13 protein-coding genes are annotated in these 24,276 nt (G+C 73.9%); 6 read left to right on the top strand and 7 right to left on the bottom strand.

Features of this window, described 5'->3' with window-relative positions; translation table 11 throughout:
* The first annotated feature begins 42 nt into the window (after nt 1-42).
* The 4 genes from ACFQ6N_RS11625 to ACFQ6N_RS11640 are packed head-to-tail and all read left to right on the top strand — an operon-like array spanning nt 43 to nt 13,706.
* Nucleotides 43-9,291 (top strand): amino acid adenylation domain-containing protein, encoded by a 9,249-nt coding sequence (locus ACFQ6N_RS11625; protein WP_380648597.1) that lies wholly within the window; start codon nt 43-45, stop codon nt 9,289-9,291.
* Entirely contained in the window at nt 9,278-10,957 is a 1,680-nt protein-coding gene (locus ACFQ6N_RS11630; protein ID WP_380648598.1) for a phytoene desaturase family protein, read from the top strand. The genes ACFQ6N_RS11625 and ACFQ6N_RS11630 overlap by 14 nt, the downstream gene beginning before the upstream one ends.
* Before the next feature lie 32 nt (nt 10,958-10,989).
* A complete protein-coding gene (locus tag ACFQ6N_RS11635) occupies nt 10,990-12,654 on the top strand; it encodes a phytoene desaturase family protein (protein ID WP_380648659.1) in 1,665 nt (554 codons plus the stop codon).
* A complete protein-coding gene (locus tag ACFQ6N_RS11640) occupies nt 12,651-13,706 on the top strand; it encodes a zinc-binding dehydrogenase (RefSeq protein ID WP_380648599.1) in 1,056 nt (351 codons plus the stop codon). Before ACFQ6N_RS11635 ends, ACFQ6N_RS11640 begins: the two co-directional genes overlap by 4 nt.
* Before the next feature lie 72 nt (nt 13,707-13,778).
* On the opposite strand, the gene ACFQ6N_RS11645 is transcribed toward ACFQ6N_RS11640, so the two are convergent.
* From ACFQ6N_RS11645 to ACFQ6N_RS11655, 3 genes are all read right to left on the bottom strand, one after another.
* Nucleotides 13,779-15,143 carry a hypothetical protein gene (locus ACFQ6N_RS11645; RefSeq protein WP_380648660.1) on the bottom strand — a complete coding sequence of 455 codons (1,365 nt, stop codon included), beginning with the start codon at nt 15,141-15,143 and terminating at the stop codon, nt 13,779-13,781.
* A 223-nt stretch (nt 15,144-15,366) separates the two neighbouring features.
* The gene (locus ACFQ6N_RS11650) at nt 15,367-16,590 is read right to left on the bottom strand and encodes a pyridoxal-phosphate dependent enzyme (protein ID WP_380648661.1); all 1,224 of its coding nucleotides are present in this window, start codon (nt 16,588-16,590) and stop codon (nt 15,367-15,369) included.
* 135 nt (nt 16,591-16,725) lie between these two features.
* Complete coding sequence (locus ACFQ6N_RS11655) at nt 16,726-17,289, bottom strand: YceI family protein (protein ID WP_380648600.1); 564 nt, start codon at nt 17,287-17,289, stop codon at nt 16,726-16,728.
* Between the two features lie 186 nt (nt 17,290-17,475).
* Between ACFQ6N_RS11655 and ACFQ6N_RS11660 the strand changes: the two genes are divergently transcribed.
* Entirely contained in the window at nt 17,476-17,802 is a 327-nt protein-coding gene (locus tag ACFQ6N_RS11660) for a hypothetical protein (protein ID WP_380648601.1), read from the top strand.
* Between the two features lie 105 nt (nt 17,803-17,907).
* On the opposite strand, the gene ACFQ6N_RS11665 is transcribed toward ACFQ6N_RS11660, so the two are convergent.
* The 3 genes from ACFQ6N_RS11665 to ACFQ6N_RS11675 form a co-directional block, all read right to left on the bottom strand.
* Nucleotides 17,908-20,754, bottom strand: coding sequence for a penicillin acylase family protein (locus tag ACFQ6N_RS11665; protein WP_380648602.1), 2,847 nt, complete (start codon nt 20,752-20,754; stop codon nt 17,908-17,910).
* Between the two features lie 318 nt (nt 20,755-21,072).
* Nucleotides 21,073-21,669, bottom strand: coding sequence for a DUF1349 domain-containing protein (locus ACFQ6N_RS11670; RefSeq protein WP_380648603.1), 597 nt, complete (start codon nt 21,667-21,669; stop codon nt 21,073-21,075).
* A gap of 88 nt (nt 21,670-21,757) precedes the next feature.
* Entirely contained in the window at nt 21,758-22,771 is a 1,014-nt protein-coding gene (locus ACFQ6N_RS11675; RefSeq protein WP_380648604.1) for a zinc-binding dehydrogenase, read from the bottom strand.
* A 100-nt stretch (nt 22,772-22,871) separates the two neighbouring features.
* On the opposite strand from ACFQ6N_RS11675, the gene ACFQ6N_RS11680 reads away from it, so the two are divergent.
* The gene (locus ACFQ6N_RS11680) at nt 22,872-23,525 is read left to right on the top strand and encodes a TetR/AcrR family transcriptional regulator (protein ID WP_380648605.1); all 654 of its coding nucleotides are present in this window, start codon (nt 22,872-22,874) and stop codon (nt 23,523-23,525) included.
* A 36-nt stretch (nt 23,526-23,561) separates the two neighbouring features.
* On the opposite strand, the gene ACFQ6N_RS11685 is transcribed toward ACFQ6N_RS11680, so the two are convergent.
* The gene (locus tag ACFQ6N_RS11685) at nt 23,562-24,248 is read right to left on the bottom strand and encodes a macro domain-containing protein (protein WP_380648606.1); all 687 of its coding nucleotides are present in this window, start codon (nt 24,246-24,248) and stop codon (nt 23,562-23,564) included.
* Nucleotides 24,249-24,276: the final 28 nt, after the last annotated feature.

A 24,276-nucleotide genomic window follows, 5' to 3' on the forward strand; every position in this document is an offset into this window, starting at 1 on the left:
GACCGTGCCTCCGGCGCCACGCCGTCACCCCCGGATTGGATCATGACTTCCTCGCCCTTCGCCGTGCCCCGCGAGCCCATCGCGATCACCGGTATCGGCTGCCGCCTGCCGGGACACGCCAACGACCACCGGGCCTTCTGGCGAAACCTGATCGAGGGCCGGGACTGTCTCACCGAGACGCCCGCCGACCGGTACGACACCGGCACCCTGGGCAGCCGGGACCGGGCCAAGCCCGGGCGGCTGATCGGCGGCCGGGGCGGCTACATCGACGGCTTCGACACCTTCGACCCGGACTTCTTCGGGATCAGCCCGCGCGAGGCCGAGCACATGGACCCGCAGCAGCGCAAGCTGCTGGAGGTCAGCTGGGAGGCCCTGGAGGACGGCGGCCTGCGCCCCGGCGAACTGGCCGGCCGGGAGGTCGGCGTCTACATGGGCGCCTTCACCCTCGACTGGAAGATCCTCCAGTTCGCCGACCTCGACTTCTCCACCATCGCCGCGCACACCGCCACCGGCACCATGATGACGATGGTCTCCAACCGGATCTCGCACTGCTTCGACTTCCGCGGCCCCAGCGTCTCCATCGACACCGCGTGCAGCTCCTCGCTGGTCGCGGTCCACCTGGCCTGTCAGAGCCTGCTCCGCGGCGAGACCGAACTCGCCCTGGCCGGCGGCGCGTTGCTGCACATGGCGCCGCAGTACACGATCGCCGAGACCAAGGGCGGCTTCCTCTCCGCCGACGGCCGCTCGCGGGCCTTCGACGCCTCCGCCGACGGCTACGTCCGGGCCGAGGGCGTCGGCGTGGTCGTGCTCAAGCGGCTCGCCGACGCGCGGCGCGACGGGGACCCGGTGCACGCGGTGATCCTCGGCAGCGGCGTCAACCAGGACGGCCGCACCAACGGCATCACCGTCCCCAGCGCGGACGCCCAGGTCACCCTGATCGAACGGGTCTGCGCGGAGGCCGGCGTCCTGCCCGGCAACCTCCAGTACGTCGAGGCGCACGGCACCTCCACCCCGGTCGGCGACCCGATCGAGGCCGCCGCGCTCGGCCGGGTGCTCGGCATCGGCCGCCGCAGCGGGGACCGCTGCTACGTCGGCTCGGTCAAGACCAACATCGGGCACACCGAGGCCGCCGCCGGCGTCGCCGGGCTCATCAAGACCGTGCTCGCCCTCAAGCACCGCCGCATCCCGCCGCACCTCAACCTGGAACGTCCCAACCCCGGCATCGACCTGGCCGCGCTGCCTTTCGAGATCCCGACCGAGCCGGTCGACTGGCCCGAGCACCGGGGCCCGGCCCGCGCGGGCGTCAACTCCTTCGGTTTCGGCGGCACCAACGCCCACGTCCTGCTGGAGGAGCCGCCGCGCCCCGAGCCCGCCCTCCCGGTGGCGGAGCCGCCCCGCACGGTCCTGCCGCTGAGCGCCAAGGACATCGCGGGGCTGCCCGAACTCGCCGCCGCCGTACGGCAGGAGCTCGCCGCGGGCGCCTCGCTCACCGACCTCGGCCACACCCTGGCGCACCGCCGCCAGCACCTGCCCGAGCGGCTCGCGGTGGCGTACTCCTCCCGGCAGGACCTGGACGAGGCGCTGGCCGCGTACGAGCGAGGCGAGGAGCACCCGCAGGTGGTCCAGGGCCGCGCCCGGGAGCGCCGACAGCGGCGCCTGGCCTGGGTGTTCACCGGCATGGGGCCGCAGTGGTGGGGGATGGGCCGGGGCCTGTACGAGAGCGAGCCGGTCTACCGGGAGGCCGTGCTGGCCGTCGACGGGGAGATCCGCCGGCAGGCCGGCTGGTCGCTGACCGAGGAGCTGGCGCGCGACGAGGCCGACTCCCGGATGGCCGAGACCTGGCTCGCCCAGCCCGCCAACTTCGCCGTCCAGGTCGGGCTTTCGGCGCTCTGGCGCAGCCACGGCCTGCGCCCCGACGCGGTGGTCGGCCACAGCACCGGCGAGGTCGCGGCCTTCCACGAGGCCGGGGTGTACGACCTGGCCGACGCCGTCCGGGTGGTGCTGGCCCGCAGTCGGCTCCAGCAGCGGCTGGCCGGCACCGGCGGAATGCTGGCGGTCGGCCTGCCGGAGGCGGAGGCGGAGCGCCGGATCCGGCCGTACCGTGCGCAGGTCTCGCTCGGTGCGGTCAACAGCCCGTCCGCCGTGACCCTGGCCGGGGACACCGGGGCACTGTCCGAACTCGCCGAGGAGCTGAAGCGGCAGGGCGTGTTCGCCCGCCTCCTGGACGTCCGGGTCCCGTACCACAGCGTGCGGATGGACCCGATCCGGGACGAGCTGGTCGCCGCGCTCGCCGCCCTCAAGCCCAAGGAGGCGCAGCTGCCGCTCTACCTGACCGCGCGGGAAGGGCTCGCCCGGGGGCCGGAGCTGGACGGCGCGTACTGGTGGGAGAACGTCCGCCGCCCGGTGCGGTTCCGGGCCGCCGTCGAGCGGATGGCCGAGGACGGGCACGGCCTGTTCGTGGAGATCGGCCCGCACCCGGTGCTCGGCCACGCGATCCGGGAGTGCGCCGAGCGGGCGCACACCCTGCCGTCGATCCGGCGCCACCAGGACGAGTCCGCCTGCTTCACCCGGAGCCTGGCCGAACTGCACACCCTGGGTGTCGAGTTGAGCTGGGACGCCCTGCACCCGGCCGGGCGGCCGGTCGCGCTGCCGGGGTACCCGTGGCGGCGTGACCGGTACTGGGTCGAGCCCAAGCCGGTCGCGCAGGTCCGGCTCGGACGGGTCGACCACCCGCTGCTCGGCCGCCGCACCGCGAGCGCCCAGCCCGGTTGGACCACCGCGCTCGACCCCGAGCGGCTGCCCTACCTGACCGACCACCGGATCGAGGGGCAGATCGTCTTCCCGGCCGCCGGGTACCTGGAGATGGCCGCCCAGGCCGTCCGCGCGATGACCGGCGGCACCGAGGTGGTGCTCGCCGACATCGAGCTCAACCGGGCGCTGTTCCTCTCCGAGACCGAGCCCGTCCCCGTCCAGCTCGGCTACGCGCCCGAGGACGCCCGCTTCACCGTCGCCGCCACCCCGGGCGACGGCGAGCCGGCCGTGCACGCCCGCGGCCGGGTCCGCACCGGCCAGCGCCGCTCCTACGGCCCCGCGCTCGACGTCACGGCACCGGACGCCCACGGGCGGCGCCTCGACGGCCCCGACTGCTACCGGCGGCTCGCCGGGCGCGGCTACGACTACGGGCCCGCCTTCCAGGCCGTCCAGGAGGTGTGGACCGGCCCCCGCGCGGCCCTGGCCAGGATCCGGCCGACCGCGGGCCTCGGCCCCGGCGCGGCCGACCACCACCTGCACCCGGTGCTGCTGGACGCCTGCTTCCAGACCCTGCTCACCACCACGCTGCACGCGCCCGAGGGCGGCAGCGTCCGTCTCCCGGTCTCCATCGAGGAGGTCCGGCTCGACGGGACCGGCGACCGGCCGCTCTGGGCGCACGCCACCGTCACCCGGGACAGCGGCGAGGAACTCGTCGGCGACATCGCCCTGTACGCCGAGGACGGCACCCCGGTCGGCCGGATCACCGGCTTCCGGGTCACCGACGTCGCCCAGGCCCCGGCGACCGTCGGCCTGGCCACCATCGACGGCTGGCTCACCGAGGTCGCCTGGGTGCCGGCGCCCGCCCCGACCGCCGAGGCCGCCCCCGGGGACCTGCTGGTCCTCGCCGACGGCGGCGGCCTCGCCGAGCGGCTGGCCGCGCTGGCCGCCGAGCGCGGCGCCCGCTGCCACCTCGTCCGGCCGGGCACCGGGTACCTCCACACCGAGGGCCACTCGACCGTACGGCCCGACTCCGCCGAGGACGTCCGGCGGCTGCTCGCCGACCTCGACCCCGGCTACCGCACCGTCGTCCACCTCTGGAACCTCGACCTGCCCGCCCTGGACGCCACCGCGCCCGACCGGCTCGGCGACCTCGCCACCCTCGGCTCCTACTCCCTGATCGCCCTCGCCCAGGCCCTGCCCGCCGCCCGCCCCGACGGCCGGCTGCACATCGTCACCCGGGGCGCCCAGCCCGCCGGCGCCGACGACCGGGTCGAACCGCTCGGCGCCCCCGCCTGGGGCATCGGCCGGGTGCTGTGGCAGCAGGAACTCGTCGCCCAGCGCGGCACCCTGATCGACCTCGACCCGGCCGCCGACCCGGCCGGCCAGGCCGAGGCGCTGCTCGCCGAACTCGGCGCCCGGGACGAGCAGGAGATCGCACTGCGGGCCGGCGCCCGGCTGACCAGCAGGCTGCGCCAGGCCGAGGGCCTCACCCGGCCGCTGCCACCGGTCCTGCGCGCCGACGGCAGCTACCTGGTCACCGGGGCCTTCGGGGCCCTCGGCCGGCTGCTCTGCCGCACCCTGGTCCGGCGCGGCGCCCGACGGCTGATCCTGGTCGGCCGCACCGCCCTGCCCGAGCGCGGCCGGTGGGCGTACACCGACCAGCGGGGCCCGGTCGGGGAGCGGATCGCCTTCCTGCGCGAACTCCAGGCGCTCGGCGCCGAACCGCTGCTCGCCCCGGTCGACGTCACCGACGAAGCCGCCCTCACGGCCTGGCTCGCCGACTACCGGGATCGCCAACTCCCGCCGATCCGCGGGGTGTTCCACCTCGCCGGACAGGTCAAGGACACTCTGCTGGCGCAGATGGACCGCACCGCCTTCGACGCCGGGTACGCCCCCAAGGTGGCCGGCGGCCACCTGCTGCACCGGCTGCTGCGCGACGAACCCCTCGACCACTTCGTGCTGTTCGCCTCCGTCGCCTCCCTGCTCACCACCGCCGGCCAGACCAACTACGCGGCCGGCAACGCCTTCCTGGACGCGCTGGCGCACCACCGCCGGGCCGACGGCCTGCCCGCGCTCAGCCTGGACTGGGGGCCCTGGGCCACCGGCATGATCGAGGAGCTCGGCCTGGTCGCCCACTACCGGGACGCCCGCGGCATGAGCTCGCTGCCGCCGGACGCCGGGACAGCTGTCCTGGAACGCGTCCTCGGCCAGGACCGCGCCCAACTGCTGGTCGCCACCGTGGTCGACTGGCCGACCTTCCTCGCCTGGTACCCGGCGCCGCCGCCGCTGGTCGCCGACCTCGCGGCGAACGCCGCCGAACAGGCCCCGGCCGAGACCGGCGGCGTCCTGGACGCCTACCGGGCGGCCGACCCGCAGGCCCGGCGGGACCTGGTCACCGAGCGGTTCACCGCCGCCGCCGCGGCCGTGCTGCGGATCGGCGCCGAGCGGATCGACACGGACACCAGGCTCGGCGCGCACGGCCTGGACTCGCTGCTCGCGATGGAGCTGCGCGCCCGGGTGCACGGCGAACTGGGCGTCGCCCTCCCGGTGGTGGCCCTGCTCAGCAACGGCACCGTCGGCGACCTGGTCGACCTGCTCGTCGAGGGCCTGGCCGAGCGGCTCGACGCCGACGGCGGCCCCGCCGCGGCCGAGGTCGAGCCGCACACCGACGAGTCGCGGTACCCGCTCACCCACAACCAGCAGGCGCTCTGGTTCCTGCGCCAGCTGCACCCGGACGGCTTCGCGTACAACATCGGCGGCGCCGTCGAGGTGCGGGCGGTGCTCGACCCGGAGCTGGTGTTCGCCGCCTTCCGCCACCTGGTCGCCCGCCACCCCGGACTGCGCGCCGCCTTCACGGCCGAGCAGGGCCGCCCGGTCCAGCGGATCCGCGCCGAGGCCGAGGCCGACGCCGACACTGGGCTGTTCGACGTCGAGGGCCGGCCGTGGGAGGAGATCCACGAGCTGATCGTCCGCGAGTACCGGCGGCCGTACGACCTCGCCGAGGACCCGCTGGTCCGGCTGCGGCTGTTCCGGCGCGGGCCGGACCGCTGGGTGCTGATGAAGGCCGTCCATCACATCGTCTCGGACGCGATCTCCACCTTCACCTTCATCGAGGAGCTGTTCGAGGTCTACGAGGCGCTGCGGCAGGGGCGCACCCCCGCGCTGCCCCCGGTGGCCGCCCGCTACCTCGACTTCCTCAACCACCAGAACCGCTTCCTCGCCGGGCCCGAGGCGCAGCGGATGCTCGACTACTGGCGCGGCCACCTGCCCGCCGAGATGCCGGTGCTGGCGCTGCCCACCGACAAGCCGCGGCCGCCGGTGCAGACCCACAACGGGGCCTCCGAGTTCTTCCGGATCGACGAGGAACTCACCGCCCGGGTGCACGAGTTGGCGCGGGCGCACAACGCCACCCCGTTCATGGTGCTGCTGAGCGCCTACTACCTGCTGCTGCACCGCTGGTCCGGGCAGTCGGACGTGGTGGTCGGCAGCCCGGTCACCGGCCGCACCCAGGAGGAGTTCGCCGCCGTCTACGGCTACTTCGTCAACCCGCTGCCGCTGCACGTGAGCCTGGCCGGGGAGCCGACGGTGGCCGAGCTGCTGGCCCGGGTGCGCGGCAGCGTGCTCGGCGGGCTGGACAACCAGGAGTACCCCTTCCCGCTGCTGGTCGAGCAGTTGGGGCTGCAGCACGACCCGAGCCGCTCCGCGGTGTTCCAGGCGATGTTCATCCTGCTCACCCACAAGGTCGCCGTGGAACGCTTCGGCTACCGCCTGGAGTACATCGAACTCCCCGAGGAGGAAGGCCAGTTCGACCTGACGCTGTCGGCCTACGAGGACCGCGCCGACGGCTGCTTCCACTGCGTCTTCAAGTACAACTCCGACCTCTTCGAGCCCGCCACCGTCCAGCGGCTGGCCGCGCACTACCGCAACCTGCTGGACGGCATGACCCGCGCCGCCGAGGACGAGCCGGTCGGCCGGCTGCGGATGCTGGACGCGGCCGAACGGCACCTGATCCTCGACGGGTTCAGCGGCGCCGGACGCCGGATCGACCACGACAGCCCGGTGCCCGAACTGATCGCCAAGGCCGCCGCCGAGCACCCGGAGGCCGTCGCCGTGGTCGCCCCCGGCCGCGACGGCGTCCGCCGGCTCACCTACGGCGAGCTGGACCGGCGCTCCCGGCGCACCGCCGCACGGCTGCGCGAACTGGGCGTCGGAGAAGGCTCGGTGGTGGCGGTCTGCCTGGACAAGTCACCCGAGCTGATCACCACCCTGCTGGGCATCTGGCGGGCCGGCGCCGCCTACCTGCCGCTCGACCCCGGGCACCCGGCCGACCGGCTCGCGTACCAGGTCGCCGACGCCGGGGCCACGCTGGTCGTGGTCGACGAACGGCACCCGCTCCCGGCCGACCTGCCCGCCGAGCCGGTCACCCTGGAGGAGCTGGACCGGCCCGCCGCGGCCGCCGTGCCGCTGCCCGCCGCCGACCCCGACCGGGCCGCCTACGTGATCCACACCTCGGGCTCCACCGGCCGCCCGAAGGGGGTCCGGGTCGACCACCGCAACCTGGCCGCCGTCACCGCGGGCTGGCGCGCCGAGTACCGGCTGGACACCGAGGCCCGGGTCCACCTCCAGATGGCCGGGACCGCCTTCGACGTGTTCTCCGGCGACCTCGCCCGGGCGCTCGGCACCGGCGGCACGCTCGTCCTGGTCGACCGCGAGCTGCTCTTCGACACCGCCCGGCTGCACCGGGTGATGCGCGAAGAGGCCGTGGACTGCGGCGAGTTCGTGCCCGCCGTGGCCCGCGCCCTGCTGGCCCACTGCGAACGCGAGGGCCTGCGGCTGGACTTCCTGAAGCTGGTGATCGTCGGCTCCGACTCCTGGAAGGGAGCCGAGCACCGCCGGCTGCGCGCCCTGTGCGGCGACCGGACCAGGCTGGTCAACTCCTACGGCCTGACCGAGGCCACCGTCGACAGCACCTACTACGAGGGCGCGGCCGAGCAGCTGGAGCCCGGCCGGATGGTGCCGATCGGCCGCCCCTTCCCGAACAGCGCGCTGTACATCCTCGACCCGTACGGCGAGCCGGTCCCGGCGGGCGTGCCCGGCGAGCTGTGGATCGGCGGCGCGGGCGTCGCCGCCGGCTACCCCAACGACGCGGCGCAGACCGCCCGGCGCTTCGTCACCCTGGAACCCGACGGCACACCGCTACGGCTCTACCGCACCGGCGACCTCGGCCACTGGGACACCGACGGCACCGCGCACCTGCTCGGCCGGATCGATACCCAGGTCAAGGTCCGCGGCCACCGGATCGAGCCGGGCGAGATCGAGGCCCACCTCACCGCCCGCCCCGAACTCGCCCAGGCCTGCGTGGCGGTCCGCCAGGACGCCTCCGGCGAGGCCGTGCTGGCCGCCTACCTGGTGCCCGCCGAGGGCGCCGTGGTGGACCGGCGGGAACTGCGCCGGCACCTGGCCGAGCACCTGCCCACCGTGATGATCCCGTCCTACCTCACCGAACTGCCGGCCCTGCCGCTCACCCCCAACGGCAAGGTCGACCTCGCCGCCCTGCCGGAGCCGAAGGCCGACACCGGCGGCGCCCAGCACGAACCGCCCGTCACCCTCTACGAGACCCGGGTCGCCGAGCACTGGCGGAACCTGCTCGGCCTGGAGGAGGTCGGCCTGCAGCACGACTTCTTCGAACTCGGCGGCAGCTCGATCCGGCTGATCGAACTGATCCACCACCTCCGCACCGAGTTCAACATCGACATCCCGGTCGGCCTGCTGTTCAGGGGCACCACCCTGCACGGCATGGCCCGCACCGTCGAGCAGATCATCACCGGCGAGGTGGCCGGCGGACAGCCCTACCTCTGGTTCAACTCCGAGGCGACCGACGGGCGTACGGTCTTCTGCTTCCCGCCGGCCGGCGGCCACGGCCTGGTCTACCGGCAGCTCGCCGCACACCTGCCCGAGCACCGGATCGCCGCCTTCAACTACCTGACCGGCGACGACAAGACCGCCCGCTACGCCGACCTGGTGGAGGAACTCCAGGCGACCGGGCCGTACGTCCTGCTCGGCTACTCGCTCGGCGGCAACCTCGCCTTCGAGGTGGCCAAGGAACTCGAACGCCGGGGCCGCGCGGTGGGGTCGGTACTGCTGGTGGACGCCTACCGGGTCCTCGACGCCTTCGACCTCGGCGACGAGCACGTGGCGGTCTTCGAACGCGAACTCCAGGAGCACCTGCGGCGGCACACCGGCTCCCGGATCGTCGCCCGGGAGACCCTGGAACAGGCCCGGGACTACCTGGAGTTCTGCAGCCGGACCCCCAACACCGGCACCGTGGACGCCCAGCTCGACGTGGTCTGCGAGCGGGACCGGCTGGCCGTCCACGTCGGCGGCGAGGAAGGCTCCTGGCACGGCGCCTCCACCACGGGAACCGCCGTGCACGCCGGCCACGGCAGCCACGCCGAGATGCTCGACGGCGAGTTCGCCGCCCGCAACGCCGAACTGGCGGGCGCCATCCTGGCCGGAGGGACCGCCGATGGCCGCGACTGACCACGGACCGGACTGGTCCACGCGGGAGCGGGCCCCCGGAGCCCCGCCCCGGGTCATCGTGATCGGGGCCGGCCTGGCCGGCCTCGCCACCGGCTGCTACGCGCAGATGAGCGGCCTGGAGACCCGGATCTTCGAGAAGCACGTGCTGCCCGGCGGCTGCTGCACCGCCTGGTCCCGGCAGGGCTACCTGTTCGACTACTGCATCGACTGGCTGATCGGCACCGCCGAGGGCACCGGCGCGCACCAGGTCTGGAGCGAACTCGGGGCCCTGGACGGCAAGTCGGTGACCCGCTTCGACGTCTTCAACCGGGTCGTCGACGAACACGGCCGCGCCGTCACCTTCTACGGCGACCCCGACCGGCTGGAACAGCACCTGCTGGCCCTCGCGCCCGGCGACGCCAAGCCGATCCGGGCGTTCTGCCGGGACCTGCGCCGCTTCGCCGCCGTCGACGTGCCCTGGGACCTCACCCCGCCACCGCTGCGCGGCCCGGCGGAACGGCTGCGGACTCTGCGCGCCGTACTCCCCGCCTTCCGGCTGTTCTGGCGCACCGCGACCACGCCGATGAGCGGCTTCGCCGAGCGCTTCCAGGACCCGCTGCTGCGCCGGGCCTTCCCCAACATGTTCCTCCAGGAGCCGGAAGGCTTCCCGCTGCTGCCGTACCTGTACACCCTGGCCGCCGCGCACAACGGCAACGCCGGCTTCCCGCAGGGCGGTTCGCTGGGACTCGCCCGCTCGGTGGAGGAGCGGTACACCTCGCTCGGCGGGGTGATCGGCTACCGCTGCCGGGTGGAGCGGATCCTGGTCGAGGACGGGCGCGCCGTCGGCATCGAACTCCGCGACGGATCCCGGCACTTCGCCGACCACGTGGTCGCCGCCTGCGACGGACCGACGGTGCTCGACCGGCTGCTGGAGGGCCGCTACTCCAGCCCCGTCACCGACCGGCTGTACGGCGAACTGCTCGACAAGCCCGGCAACCTGTACCCGGCCGTGGTCTCCGCCTTCGTCGGCATCGACGGCCCGCTGCCGGAGGGCGAACCGCACAGCACCACCTACCTGCTGACGCCCGAGGAGGGCGCCCGGCTGCCCGGCTCGCTGCAGCACAGCCTGGTGGTGCAGTTGCGCTCGGCCTACGCGGACGGCTTCGCACCGCCCGGCAAGTCCGTGCTGCACTGCACCTACTTCAGCGACTACCGCTCCTGGAAGGACCTGCGGATGCGGGACCGCCGGGCCTACCGGGCCCGCAAGCAGGAGGTCGCCGCGTTCGTCCGGGGCTTCCTGGAACGGACCTACCCGGGGCTCGGGGCACGGATCGAACTCCTCGACGTGGCCTCGCCGGTGACCACCGAGCGGTTCACCGGCAACACCTACGGCAGCATCCTCGCCTGGCAGGCCTTCTCCGAGGCCGAGGACACCGTCAACCGGCTGGTCAACCGGGACCGGATGCGGCTGCCCGGACTGAGCGGCTTCTCCATGGCCGGACAGTGGACCTCCCTCGGCGGGCTGATCCGGGCCGCCACCAGCGGCCGGTACGCCGCCCAGTACCTCTGCCGGGAACTCGGCCGGCCGTTCCGCGCCTGGCCCAGCGACAACCAGGAACCATGGCACCCGGGCAAGTGGGGCCGGCTGCCGCAACTCGACCGGGCCACCGTAGGAGTACCGGAGTGAGCGCGATGACGACGACCGGCGGCAGGCAGACGATGGTCATCATCGGCGGCGGGCTCGGCGGCCTGTCCACCGGCTGCTACGCGCAGATGAACGGCTACCGCACACAGATCCTGGAGATGCACGAGATCCCCGGCGGCTGCTGCACCGGCTGGGACCGCGGCGAGTTCACCTTCGACTGCTGCGTCAGCTGGCTGCTGGGCAGCGGGCCGGGCAACGAGATGCACCGGATCTGGCTCGAACTCGGCGCACTGCAGGGCAAGTCGATGCGCAACTTCGACGTCTTCAACGTGGTGCGCACCCGGGACGGCCGGGCGGTCTACTTCTACTCCGACCCGGACCGGCTGGAGGCCCACCTGCTGGACCTCGCGCCCGAGGACGCCCGACAGATCCGGCAGTTCTGCGCCGGGCTGCGCAAATTCCGCCTGGCACTGGCCCGTTACCCCTTCCTCAAGCCGGTCGGACTGATGGGCCGGCGGGAGCGGTGGCGGATGCTCGCCTCCTTCCTGCCGTACTTCAACGTGATCCGGCGCTCGATCACCGTGCTGATGAGCGACTACTCGGCGCGGTTCCGCAGCCCGCTGCTGCGCGAGGCGTTCAACTTCGTCCTGTACGAGAAGCACCCCAACTTCCCGGTGCTGCCGACGTACTTCCAACTCGCCTCGCACGCGGGGCAGTCGGCCGGGGTGCCGGAAGGCGGCTCGCTCGGCCTCGCGCAGTCGGTCGAACAGCGCTACCGGCGGCTCGGCGGCGAGATCACCTACAACGCCAGGGTGACCGAGATCCTGGTCGAACGGGACCGGGCGGTCGGGGTGCGGCTGAGCGACGGCCGGGAGGTGCGGGCGGACATCGTGGTGGCGGCCTGCGACGGGCGGACGACCATGCTGGACCTGCTCAAGGGCCGCTACCTGAACGACACCTACCGGCGGCTGTACACCAGGACCATCACCGAGCCCGGCATGGTCTTCCCCGGCTACCTGACCGTCTTCCTCGGTTTGCGCCGCCCCTTCCCGGCCGGCGACCCGTGCACCACGTACCTGCTGGAGGACGAGCTCGCCGCGCGGCTCACCGGCATCCGCCACCCCAGCATCAACGTCCAGTTCCGCAGCCGGCACTACCCCGAGCTGTCCCCGGCCGGGACCACCGTCGTCTACGCCAGCTACTTCTGCGACATCGCCCCCTGGCGGGAGCTGAGCACCGGCCCCGAGCAGGCGCCCCGGCTGCGGCGCGGCGAGGAGCTGCACACCCTGCCGGTCGGCCGGGGCCGGGAGTACCAGCGGGAGAAGCGCCGGGTCCGGGACGCCGTGATCGAGTTCCTGGACGGCCACCACCCCGGCTTCCGGGAGGCGGTGGCCGTCAAGGACGTCTCCACCCCGCTCACCCAGGTCCGCTACACCGGGAACTACGACGGCACGGTGCTGGGCTGGCAGCCCTTCGTGGAGAGCGGGGAGACCCTGGAGGAGGAGGTCAAGCGCAACGGCCCGGGGCTGCCGGGCCTCGCCAACTTCTACCTCTCCGGCGTCTGGGCGACCACCGGCGGTCTGATCCGGGCGGCCGCGGCCGGCCGGCACGTCGTCCAGTTCATCTGCCGGGACGACCGCAAGCCGTTCTCCGCCGAGGTGGACGACAACGCGCCGCCGCCGACCCTGCTCATCGAACAGGTCGGACCCGTCGACCGACAGTTTGGAGTCACCTCGTGAGGATCGAGAAGTGGACCGTCCGGGAGCACGTCGACGGCGTTCCGGACATCGAGCGGATGTACCGCAAGGTCGTGGAGGAGGTGGACGTCCGGCTCGCCGCCGACGAGATGCTGCTGCGCACCCGGTACGTCTCGGTCGACCCCTACCTCCAGGGCATCGCGCTGGACACCCCGATCGGCGACCACATGGGCGCCGACTCGATCATGGAGGTGCTGGAGGCCGGGCCGGCCGCGCGGTTCTCGGCCGGTGACCTGGTCCAGGGCTTCGGCGGCTGGCGCACCCACCTCGTCAGCAACGGCGCGCCCAGCCTCTGGCAGACCGGCACCTTCCCGATGGTCTTCCCGGCCTTCCGCCGGCTGGACCCCGACCACTACGACGAGGCGCTGCCGCTGTCCACCGCGCTCGGCATCCTGGGCGGCCCCGGGATGACGGCCTGGGGCACCGTCGAGAAGTTCCTGGACGTGCGACCCGGCGCGACCGTGCTGGTCAGCGGGGCCTCCGGGGCGGTGGGTTCGGTGGTCGGCCAGCTGGCGAAGCACCGGGGCGCGCGGGTGATCGGCACCACGGCGACGCCGGAGAAGGCCGAACGGCTCTGGGAGCTGGGCTTCGACGCGGTGGTGCTGTACCGGGACGGCGACGCCCCCGACCGGGTGCGGAAGGAACTCGCCGAGCTGGCTCCGGACGGCATCGACCGCTACTTCGACAGCCTCGGCGGGGCGCTGACCGACGTGGTCTTCGGGATGCTCGCGGTGGAGAGCCGGGTGGCGGTCTGCTGGCAGTGGGGCAGCCAGGTGGGCGGCGACTGGGCGGGGCCCCGGCTGCTGCCGATGATCATGTTCCCGCGCACCACGATCCGCGGCATCTTCTCGCTGGAGTGGTTCACCGAGGAGAACTGGGCCGCACTGCGGCGGGACCTCGGCGCGCTGGTCCGCAGCGGGGAACTGCGCTACCAGCAGACCGTCCACCAGGGGTTCGACGGGATCCCCGAGGCGTACCGGAGCCTGTACTTCGACCGCTCGGTGAACCGGGGGAAGGTGCTGGTCGAGCTCTGAGCGGCGGCGGGCCGTCGGTGGCGGTGGGCCCCTCGGCCCCTCGGTGCGGGGGCCGAGGGGCCGGGGACGGCGTCAGTTCAGGGTGAACCAGGTGCTGCGGGACTTCTTCCACTCGGGGTGGGTGAGGTCCTTGGCGTCCGTGCCGTCGTGGTACAGGTCGGCGGAGCCGTCGTCGGTGATCAGCTGGGCGCGGGCACCCGGGGCGTCCAGGTCCGGGACCTCGGCGACGGCCTCCCAGGCGCCGTAGTCGCCGGTCGGCAGGTCGACCAGCTTCACCGGGCGCCCGCCCGGCTGGCCGTTCCAGCGGTAGAGCGCGTACGGGGCGGAGTTGTCCTCGGCGGCCCAGGAGCCGGCCACGATCAGGTACTGGCCCAGGTCGTTGCGGCGGATGTCGCGGATCGACAGCCCGCCGAGGTCCAGCTCGATCGGCTCGCCGAAGGTCGCGTGGGACGCCGAACCGTTCAGCAGGGACGAGAAGTTGGTCACCGGCACGAGCAGCGCCCGGCCGCCGGTGACCGCCGGGGTGAGCGGCGCGCGGAAGCCGATGTAGGCGGTGCTGGTGCTGCCGGGGGCGAACTCCAGGCCCTCGACGTTGAATCCGTCGATCTGCTTGGGCGCCTGGCCCTCGGCCGAACCGGCCGCGAAGCCGTACCGGTTGCCGTGGGCGGAGTCCCAGGAGACCAGGTCGTCACGCAGGCCGTGGTACGAACCGGCAAGGGAGAGGCGGGTGTCGGCGCCGGAGCCGGTGACCGTGGTGGCGAAGACGGTCTGCCGGTCGGGCTTGACCACGCCGTCCTTGTTGTTGCCGAGCGAGCCGGTCCAGTAGATGGTGTTGCCGACCCGGGTCGCGGCCTCGATGTCGATCTCCTTGGAGACGCCGAGGGCGCTGCTGAAGTCCCAGGTGCGCACCGGCGCACCGGAGTTGTCGCGGTCGTACAGGCGCAGGGTGTTGGACTCGTCGTCGCCGACCAGCAGGTAGCCGCCGCCCGCGTCCACGGCGGCCGAGGCGTCGCTGGAGCCGGTCAGGTAGCGGCTGGCGGCGGAGTCCCGAACGGCGGCGGAGGCCGCGTAGTGCAGGGTGCGGGTGGCGGTCTTGCCGCCCAGGCCGGTGACCTTGATGGTCAGGTCGGTGTAGCCGACGCCCTGGGCGGCGACCGCCAGGGTGCGGGTGCCGCCGGTGCCGGTGACCGCGACGTCGCCGGTCCGGGCCACCGCGCTGCGGGTGCTGGCCGAGGCGGCGACCGTCAGCGCCGAGGTCGCGGCGCCGCTCTGTGCCACCGTCACGGCCACCGTCGGGTCGCCGGTGGCGCCGACCGCACCGGACAGGTACCCGGCCGAGAAGGTGATGGTCGGGGTGCCGTACGAAGCCGCCGAGGCCGGGACGGCGGGCAGGGCGAGCACGGGCACCGCCGCGACGGCGACGGCCAGCGGAAGCAGACGGCGGGGGGAACGCGACACGGTGGCAACCCTTCGACACGGGGGAGTTGGGGTGCGGACAGCCTGCGCTGCGCCGGCGAACGCCGACCCTCCGCCGGCGAACGGTGCGGCGAACAACAGGCTTCCGGTGTCCGTCGGAACGGCTGTCCGTCGGAGCGAGTGTTTGTCGGGACGGGCGTCCGGAGGGGCGGGGCGGGGCGGGGCCGGCGGGCCGGATGCCGCGTCAGGCGGCGATCCCGGCGGTGCGCAGGCGGCGGAGGACGGCGTCCCACTCCGGGGTGACCGGCTCGGTGCGGCCGGTGCCGACGCCCTTGTCCTTGAAGCCGCTGGAGGTCGAGACGCAGACCACCGGGCCGTCCGACAGGTCCGGTTCGCCGAGGCTGCGCAGCCCGGCCAGGCCGGCCGCCGCGGACAGCTCGGTCCAGAGCCCGGCCCGGGCCAGCTCCCGCTGGGCGTCGGCGAGTTCGCGGTCGTCCAGGGTCAGCGCCCGGCCGCCGCTGCCGCGGACGGCGAGCACGCCCCGGTAGCCGCTCACCGGGGAGGCGATCGAGTACGCGTCGCTCGGACCGACCGTCACCCGCGCGGCCGGGAGGCCCTGCGCGAGCGCCCGGGCGAGCGGGCCGGAGGCGGCGGACTCGCAGGAGTGGATGCGCGGCACCCGGTCGGCCAGGCCCAGCCGGTGCAACTCGGCGAAGCCCTTCCAGACGCCGAACAGCAGCTCGCCGTACCCGGTCGGGACGAACACCGCGCTCGGTACGCCGACGTCCTGGAATATCTCGTACGCGACGGTCTTGTAGCCCTCGGGCCCGTACGCGTGCCCGGTGTGGGTGGTGGTCAGGTTGCTGACCGGGTGCAGGCCGAGCCGGTCCACCACCTGGCGCAGCAGCGGCCAGCGCGCCTCCCACGGCACCGGGAGCACCACCGCGCCGTACGCGTTCAGGAAGGCGTCCACGTTGGGCGGCAGGTCGGGGCCGGTGAAGACGACGCAGCGCAGCCCGGCGCGGGCGGCGTAGGCGGCGGCCGAGGCGCCGTGGTTGCCGGAGGAGGCGACCGCGATGCCGGGCGCGCCGACGCCCACGGCCGCGCTGGTGGTGCAGCGGTTCAGCCGGTCCTTGTGGCTCCAGGTGGGGTTGCGCGACTCGTCCTTGACGTACACCCCGGGCTCGATCTCGACCAGCGGGGTCGCGCCCTCGCCCAGGCCGGGCGCGAGCAGCGGCGGCAGCAGCGGCGCCCAGCGCTCCAGGCCTCCGCGCGCGGGGGCGGGGGCGAACAGGCCCGCCGGGTCGGCCTTGTCGTAGGCGTAGTCGACCTCGACGGGGTAGGAGACGTCCTCGGTGCCGGTGCGCGGGCAGCCCGCGGTGAGCGGGGGCCAGAGCGGGTAGTCGAGGCCGGCGCCGCCGAGGGAGCGCTGGCCGGTGGCGAGGGAGTCTGCGGTTGCCATGGTCAGGAGAGTAGCCCGGCGGCCGGTGCCGGGTCCGGCGGTTTCGCGGACGCCGGCGGGGGCCTGTGGCGTGGTTTCGGCGAGGGGCGGCGGGGATGCGGCGGGGGCGTGGCGAGGGGTGTGGCGGGGGGCGTGGCGGGACTACTGCTTCGCGCCGTCCTGGCGGATCGCGGAGATGTCGAACTCCAGGACCACCTTGTCGCCGACCAGGACGCCGCCGCCCTCCAGCGCCGCGTTCCAGGTGACGCCGAAGTCCTTGCGGCTGATGGTCACCGAACCCTCCAGGCCCACCCGCAGGTTGCCGTAGGGGTCGACCACGTTGCCGGTGTACTCGAAGTCGATGGTGACCGGGCGGGTGGTGTCCTTGACGGTGAGGTCGCCGGTGACCCGGTAGTCGGTGTCGGAGCGGGCCTCGATCGAGGTGCTGCGGAAGGTGATCTCCGGGAAGTTCGGCACGTCCAGGAAGTCGTTGGCACGCAGGTGCTGGTCACGCTGCTCGACGCCGGTGTCGATGCTCTCGGTCCTGATCACCACCCGGCCGGTCGAGCGGGTCGGGTCCGCGCCGTCGAGGTGGGCGGAGCCCTCGAAGGCGTGGAAGGCGCCGCGGACCTTGGTCACCATGGCGTGGCGGGCGACGAAGCCGATCCTGGTGTGGGCGGGATCGAGGACGTAGTCGCCGGTGAGCTCGGAGAGGGTGGCGGTCATGGTCGGCATTCCTCCTGGTGCGGGGGCGGACACGGCCCGGGGCGGGCGTCGGACCCGGCCCGGTGCGGGTTGGGGCGGGCCCCGGCCCACGTTAGGTGCAGTCGGGGGCCGTCGCCCGTCGGGTTGGGCCCGCGCCGAGTGGGGAACCTCGGGAGGACGGGGGACGGGAAGGATCAGGGAGCCGGAATGGACAGTGGGGTGCGGGCGATGGTCGAGGCGGTCGACGAGGCGCGGCGGCAGCTGCGGGAGAACGCGTTGCCGAAGGCCCGGGAGAGCGGCCGGGACCGGGTCCCGGCGGAGGAGGAGGCGGCACTGCTGGGCTCGCTGGCCGGGCTGGTGGAGGCCATCGTGGAGCTGGCCGCGGCTGCCTCCGACCGGATGACCACGATCGACAGCGGCACGGTGTACCACCGGGTGGGCACCCGGCTGGTGGACCAGGCCCGCTACCTGCGGGAGGACGCGGAGAAGGTCACCAGGCGGGTGGGCGGACGGGCACGGCCCGGTGTCGAGTGATCGTGCGCCGGGGTGACCGGGGGTAACCGACCGGGGCGGGGGCCGGCCGGCCGGACGTGGACCGGTTGCCGGGCACCCGCTGGTGGGGTGCCCGGCAGCGCGGACTCAGCGGTGGGCCGGGAACTGCACCACCTGCTGGTAGGTCGGACGGTTCTGCCAGGTGGTCTTGGCGTCGGTGACGCCGCCCAGCGGGCGCTGGATGATGGAGTCGGCGCACCACTGGTCGCCGGCCGAGCAGTCCGCGTCACCCGGGTAGACCTGGGCGGGGGTCTGGGCGGCGGCCCGCTTGAGGGTGTCCAGCAGGACGGCGCGGCAGGCCGTGAGATCACCCCCACCGCAGAACGGACGGGCCAGCGGGCCCTTGACCGGATCGCCCAGGACGGCGCGCAGGTCCTTGTCCAGGTAGCTCCACCAGCCGTACTGGAAGGCCGAACCCTTGTGCGGGATGCCCTCGTTGGCGCTCACCGGGCCGCCGCCGGGGCCGCTCTGCCCACCGGAGGGCGACTCGTTGATCTGCAGGGCACCCGTCAGCGCGGCGAACAGCCCGTCGCCGAGCCCCGGCCGCATCACGCCCTCTCCGACCAGCGGCCACCAGGCGTCCATCACCCGGATCGCGGTCGCGTCCGCGTAGCTGTGGCTGCCCGGCGAGGTCTCCTTCCGCTGGGCGCCGTTCGCGAGCCAGGCCTCCAGTTGCTGGAGCGCGGTGAGGGTGGCCTGGTCGGTGACCGGCGCGCCGCGCAGCACCCGGACCAGGTCGGGCAGCACGTCCTCCGCCCGCAGGTCGGCGAGCGCGGCGCTCTCCATGGCCTGGGTGAGTGAGACCCGGCTGACCTTGCCGCCGTCGCGCAGCAGTGCCTTGACCCGGTCGTCGAGCAGATCGGCGCGGTGCACCGAACCGTTGCCGAAACCGGCCGAGGTGTAGCCGTTCGCCTGCTTGTTGTTCCAGGAGATGTAGTAGTCCTGGTCCACGGACTGCGGGTGCTCGGCCGGCGGGGTGTACCGGGCGGTGTTGGCGGCGGGGTCGAAGTCGGCCCACTCGTAGGCGGGTTCGGCGCGGACGGGCAGTCCGGCGTCGACACCCGGGGCCCGCACCGGGTTGCTGCCCGAGTTGTAGTAGGCGATGTCGCGGGAGTCGGCGTAGAACCAGTTGAAGGTGTAGTTGATGTCCTGCGCGGCCCGCTGGAAGCTCGCCGCGTCGTGCACCGCGCCGGGGTCGTTGAGCTCCTGGAAGCCGATGATCGAGTCGGCCTCGTGGCGGTAGGTGGAGCGCAGCGAGGTGAAGGCGACGGGCGCGCCGCCGACCGTGCCGCGGGCGTTGACCAGGCCGTACTTGGAGCGGTACATCACCAGGGTGTAGGAGCCGGCCGCGGTGGAGTCGGCGGTGGTGGGGCTCCAGGCGTTCTTGCGCTCCAGGCGGTCGAACGGCAGGCACTGGCCGTGCCACAGGTAGGAGCCGGCCGCCGTGGTGACCGGCGATCCGTCCGTGGTGCAGAGCGGGACGGCGTAGCTGTCGGTGATGTCCTGCCCGGCGGAGGTGGCGCTCCAGGCGTAGTCCTGGCCGCGGCCCAGCTGCACGTAGAAGCTCAGGCCGGCGAACGCTGCGCCGCGGGCGCTGATGCCCGGGCCCTGGATCTCCTCCAGCATCAGCAGCTGCGGGGCGAAGTAGCCGGTCTGCGGGCCGAACACGGCGACCGGGTGGCCGTCGTCGGTGTGCGCACCGGAGACCAGCAGGGCGTTGGACATGCCGTGCTTGGCGGTGAGCAGGTTGCCGGGGAGGACTCCGGGCGGCTGCGGGGCGCTCTTCGTGGCCGCCGTGGTGGGTGCCGTCGCGGTCGCCGTGCCGCCGGAGCCGGTGGCGTCGTAGATCATCCGCTCGGGCACCACCGAACCGGGGTCGGGCAGCGCCTCGCCCTGCGGCCGGTCGGGAACGGTCGCGTACGGGAAGCTCTGTCCGTCGTGCAGGGTCTGGACGGCCTCGGGGTCGTCGGCCTCGCGCAGCGACGACCAGAGCGCGTCCCCGGCGTCCTTGCCGTACCGGGCCTCGGCGGCCGACTTGACCTGGGCGGAGGCGAGTTCGTTGCCGCCGCCGGAGCCGAACAGGGCGCCGACCACGGAGGCGAGGGCGACCAGGTCGGTCAGCTTGAACGGCTCGATCGAGCCGGCGTTGGTGATCGGGTCGATGTGCCCGGTCAGGTCGTACTCGCCGGGGAAGGTACGGGCGTTGTAGGACTCCTTGGCGTACTGGTTGATGCCGTCCAGGTAGGCGGTGGCGTCGGCGAGGGCCTGGGTGGCCCGGCCGCCGCGGGCCGCGATGGCGTCGATCTGCTGCTGGAGTTCGGCCTCGGTGTACGGGGCGGCCTGCCAGAAGCTCTGCTCCAACTGGCGGTTGGCGGCGGCGCCGCCCGCGAAGCCGGACAACTGGCCGCGGCCGACGTGCCGGAAGAGGTCCATCACCCAGAGCCGGTCCTGGGCGGCGGCGTAGCCCGCGCCGAACTCGGTGCCGTAGCGGGTGGTGCCGGTGATGTGCGGGACGCCGGTGGCCTTGTCACGCACGATGGTGACGTCCGGGCGCGGGCTGGCGGTGCTCGCGACCTGGTCGGCGGGGACGCCGAAGGAGGCGTCGTTGAAGAAGTCGCGCAGCTTGGCCTCGGTGAGGCCGGGGTAGCCGGCGGCGAGGCCGGCGTAGGGGCCCAGCTGGTCGTCCGTGTGGGCGGGGCGGGTGCCGAACATCCGGTTGAGCAGGATGTCGGCGAGGGTGGCGTTGCCGTTCTCGCCGGGCGGCAGGATGTCGGCGCAGTGGCCGCCGCAGTAGTCCCCGGCCACGGCGGTGCTCGTGGTCGGTGCGGTGGGTGCGGCGGCAGCGGTGGGGGTGGTGGTCAGGGCGGCGGTGACGAGCAGGGCCGACGCGAGCGCGGCGGCCGGGAATCGGAGGGGGAGGGGGCGTAGGCGCAAGGCGGACTCCTCCGTCGAAGCCACGGGGAGTCGACGGTAGGGGTGCTACTGGACGGTTGGCTAGTGGCGTGCATGCCATTTCTGCTTAGCGGGCACCGAGTTGACGGTCCGTCGGGGGGCGTGGGCGGTGGCGATGGGTCTGTTCTCGGTGTTCCGGGCCGTGCTGTACCGGGGGTTCGACGGCGGCCGGCCCGGCGGGCGGCCTGCCGGTGCCGCAGGTCTCGGAGGTGGAGTAGGGCGCCGCCGCTCCCGCCGCCGTCGGGCGGTGTGCCCGTGGTGGCGGCGGGCGCGGGCGGGCGACGCGGGCGCGGGCGGCGGTCAGTGCGCCAGGTGCAGGGCCACGTCGGCCGGGCCCTGGGCGAAGCGGGTGAAGCGGACCTGGAGGCCGTCCCGCTCGGGGGAGGCGCAGAACGGTCCGGCCGCCGCCGGTGCCGCCGGGGGCAGCGGGGCCAGCCGGACCAGGCGCCAGGGGCCGTCCTCGCAGCGGGCCCGGACCGTCACGGCGTCCCCGGTGCGGCTGGCTCTCACGGTGACCCGTCTGCCGTGCCACTCGGGCACGGGGGCGAGCGACCAGTCCGAGACGCCGTGGGTGACGACCGCGCCCAGGTGCGGGAGGCCGTCGCTCACTTCCACACCGGCCTTGATCCACGTCTGGGGGTCGACCCGGACCAGCAGGCCGGCCTGGTCGTAGAGGGCGGCGAAGTCGGCGACGAAGGTGACCTCCGTCGCGCTGCCCGGCGGGAAGCCGGTGAGCAGCGCGTGCCCGTCGTCGCGGACGAAGCCGTAGCTGGTGGTACGCCAGAAGTCGCTGCGGCCGCGGGCGGTGACCAGGAGGTCGGTGCCGTCGGTCCGCGCCCGCTCGGGTTGGTTGAGCCAGCTGCCCTCGTGCCAGGCGATGTCGCGGGGCGGGTGCATGGAGGCCTTCTTTCCGGGGTGCGGCCGGTGGCTGAAATTTGCAGAAAGGGCCATTCAACACCCGCCCCGAGTGGCTTGGGTAGGTTTGTCAGGGCTTCAGTACGAGACGGATCGGGTCGCCCTCCTTGCGCTCCAGCGCCTCGACCGCGCGGGCGGCCTCGGCGAGCGGGAACGTGCCGCTCACCGAGCGGGAGAAGTCCAGTCGGCCGCCGCGGACCAGGTTGACCAGGTCGACCACGTCCTGTCCGTCGGAGCCGTAGTGGCCGCGGATCTGCTGGCGCAGGTAGCTGACCAGGGTGCCGTTGGTGACGGTCAGCGGCTTGTCGGTGAGGCCGACCAGCACCAGCCGGCCGTGCTCGCCGAGCGAGGCCATGGCCTGTTCGCGCACCGGGGCGACCCCGGCGAAGTCGAAGGCGGCGGACAGCGGGCGGCCGCCGGTGGCCTCGCGCAGCAGTTCGGCGAACCGGGCGTCGGCCGGGTCGAGGGCGGCGTCGGCCCCGAAGGCCAGGGCGCGCTCCCGGGCGGCGGGCAGCGGGTCGACGGCGACGATCGGGAAGGCTCCGATCGCGCGCAGCAACTGCACGCCGTGGGCACCGAGCCCGCCGACGCCCCAGACGCCGACGGCCTCGGCCGGGCGGACGGCGCCGGTGGCGGTGATGGCGGCCCACGGGGTGGAGACCGCGTCGGGGATGAAGCAGGCCTGCTCGAACGGGAGGTCGTCCGGTATCGGGACCAGGGTGCCGGCGGTGGCGAGCGCGTACTCGGCCCAGCCGCCGTCGTAGTCCACGCCGCGGGTGTGCACGACGCCGCCGCGGGACTCGCCGGCCTGCAGCAGGACCCGGTCGCCGACGGAGGAGGCGGTCACGCCCTCGCCGAGCGTGTGAACGGTGCCGGCGACCTCGTGGCCCAGGGTGACCTTGTCGCCCTTGAGGTAGAGCGGCTTGAGCATGCCCTCGATCAGGTGGACGTCCGAGAGGCAGACACCGGCGGCCTCGACCTTGATCAGCACCTCGCCCGGACCGGGCACCGGGACGGGGACCTCCTCCACGGCGAAGGAGCGCTTCGAGACGTCGAGCCGGCCGGCGAGCATCGTGGCGGTCATCGGGACTTCCCTTCTGGCGGGGGCGGCGGACCCGGGGGAGTGCCCGCCGCTCCTAACTTGCTTGTTATCCAACAAGCAAGTTTCACCCTAGCATGGTGCTATGTCCACGCACGATGACACCGGCCGCCCGCAGGTCCAGGACGCGCCGGCCCGCCGCACCCAGGCCGAGCGGCGCGCCCGCGCGGAGTCGGCGCTGATCGCCGCCGCCGCCCGGCTGATCGCCGAGCGCGGCAGCACCGGGGTCACGCTCGCCGGGGTGGGGGAGGAGGCCGGCTTCAGTCGCGGCCTGGCCACCCACTACTTCGGCTCCAAGGCCGCGCTGCTGGCCCGGATCCAGGACGAGGCGCTGGCCGAGGCGAGGGCGGCGGCGGCACCCGAGCGCAGCGGTGCGGGGGCGGCGGACGAACTCTGCGGGTTCGCGCGCGGCTGCCTGGAGGGTGTGCGCACCCCGACCGACCTGGGCCGGGCCTTCGTCGTGCTGGGCGCCGAGGCGCTCGCCGGATCCTCCGAACTCACAGCTGCGGTAGCCGAGTTGGATGCCCGTACCCGCAACTGGGCGGCCGATGTGGTCGCCCAGGGGCTGGCCGACGGCGAACTGCGCCCCGGCGTGGATCCGCAGGCCTTCGCCCTGGTGTTCGTGGGCCTGGTCAAGGGCCTGGTGGTGCTGGCCGCCGCCGCCCCGGAGGCGTTCGACGTGACGGCGGCGAGCGGTGAGGCCGAGCGCTGGATCCGGCTCGCGCTCGGCGGGGGCTGACGGGGGCTGCCCGGGGCCGGTGGGGGTCGCCCGGCGTCAGGCCCTGCGGGTCGGCGAGCTCCTGCGGGCGGGAGGCGTGACGCGGACCCGCTCGGTGGCGGGCGCCCGCTCGATGTCGTCCAGCTGGGCGAGGATGGTGGCGCGCAGGTCGTCGTCGTCCTCGAAGTGGTGGTCGTTGAAGAGGGTGTGGCCCGTCCACATGAGGTTGGCGCAGACCCGGGCCGGCACCCGGCCCGTCCGGGCGCCCATGCCGACCAGGGCGACCGACCGGATGGAGCCCGGCTCCAGCCGGTTCTGCCGGTGGACGGCCTGGAAGGCGGCGGCGCAGGCCAGTGCCACGTTCAGCGTCTCGCTCACGTTCTCCGAGGAGCTCTCCATCGTCGGGGCCGCTATCAGGAACCGGGGGTTGACGGCGCCGGACGGGACGCACACCGCGCTGCCGACCGGGAGCGGGCCGTTATGACGGTCGCGGATCGCCTTCTGCACCCGTAGCTGGATCCCGGCGCCCAGGTGCCGCTTGATCGCCGCGTCCGTCCCGCCGTTCATCAGGCCGAGGGAGTTGGTGGGGCTGACCCAGGCGTCGGCCTTGGTGGCGAGGATCGAGGCGTTCCGGATCTCGATGCCGGGGGTGTCGGCGAAGGCCGCCCGCCAGGACTCGACCACCGTCGCGTCGAGGTCGGTCAACACCACCTTGAGCGGCGACTGCGCGCGGTCCGTGGCCATCTGGAGCTCCTGTCGGTCGGTGCGGTTC

This window comes from Kitasatospora sp. NPDC056446 (genome assembly GCF_042796115.1).
Classification (GTDB): domain Bacteria; phylum Actinomycetota; class Actinomycetes; order Streptomycetales; family Streptomycetaceae; genus Kitasatospora.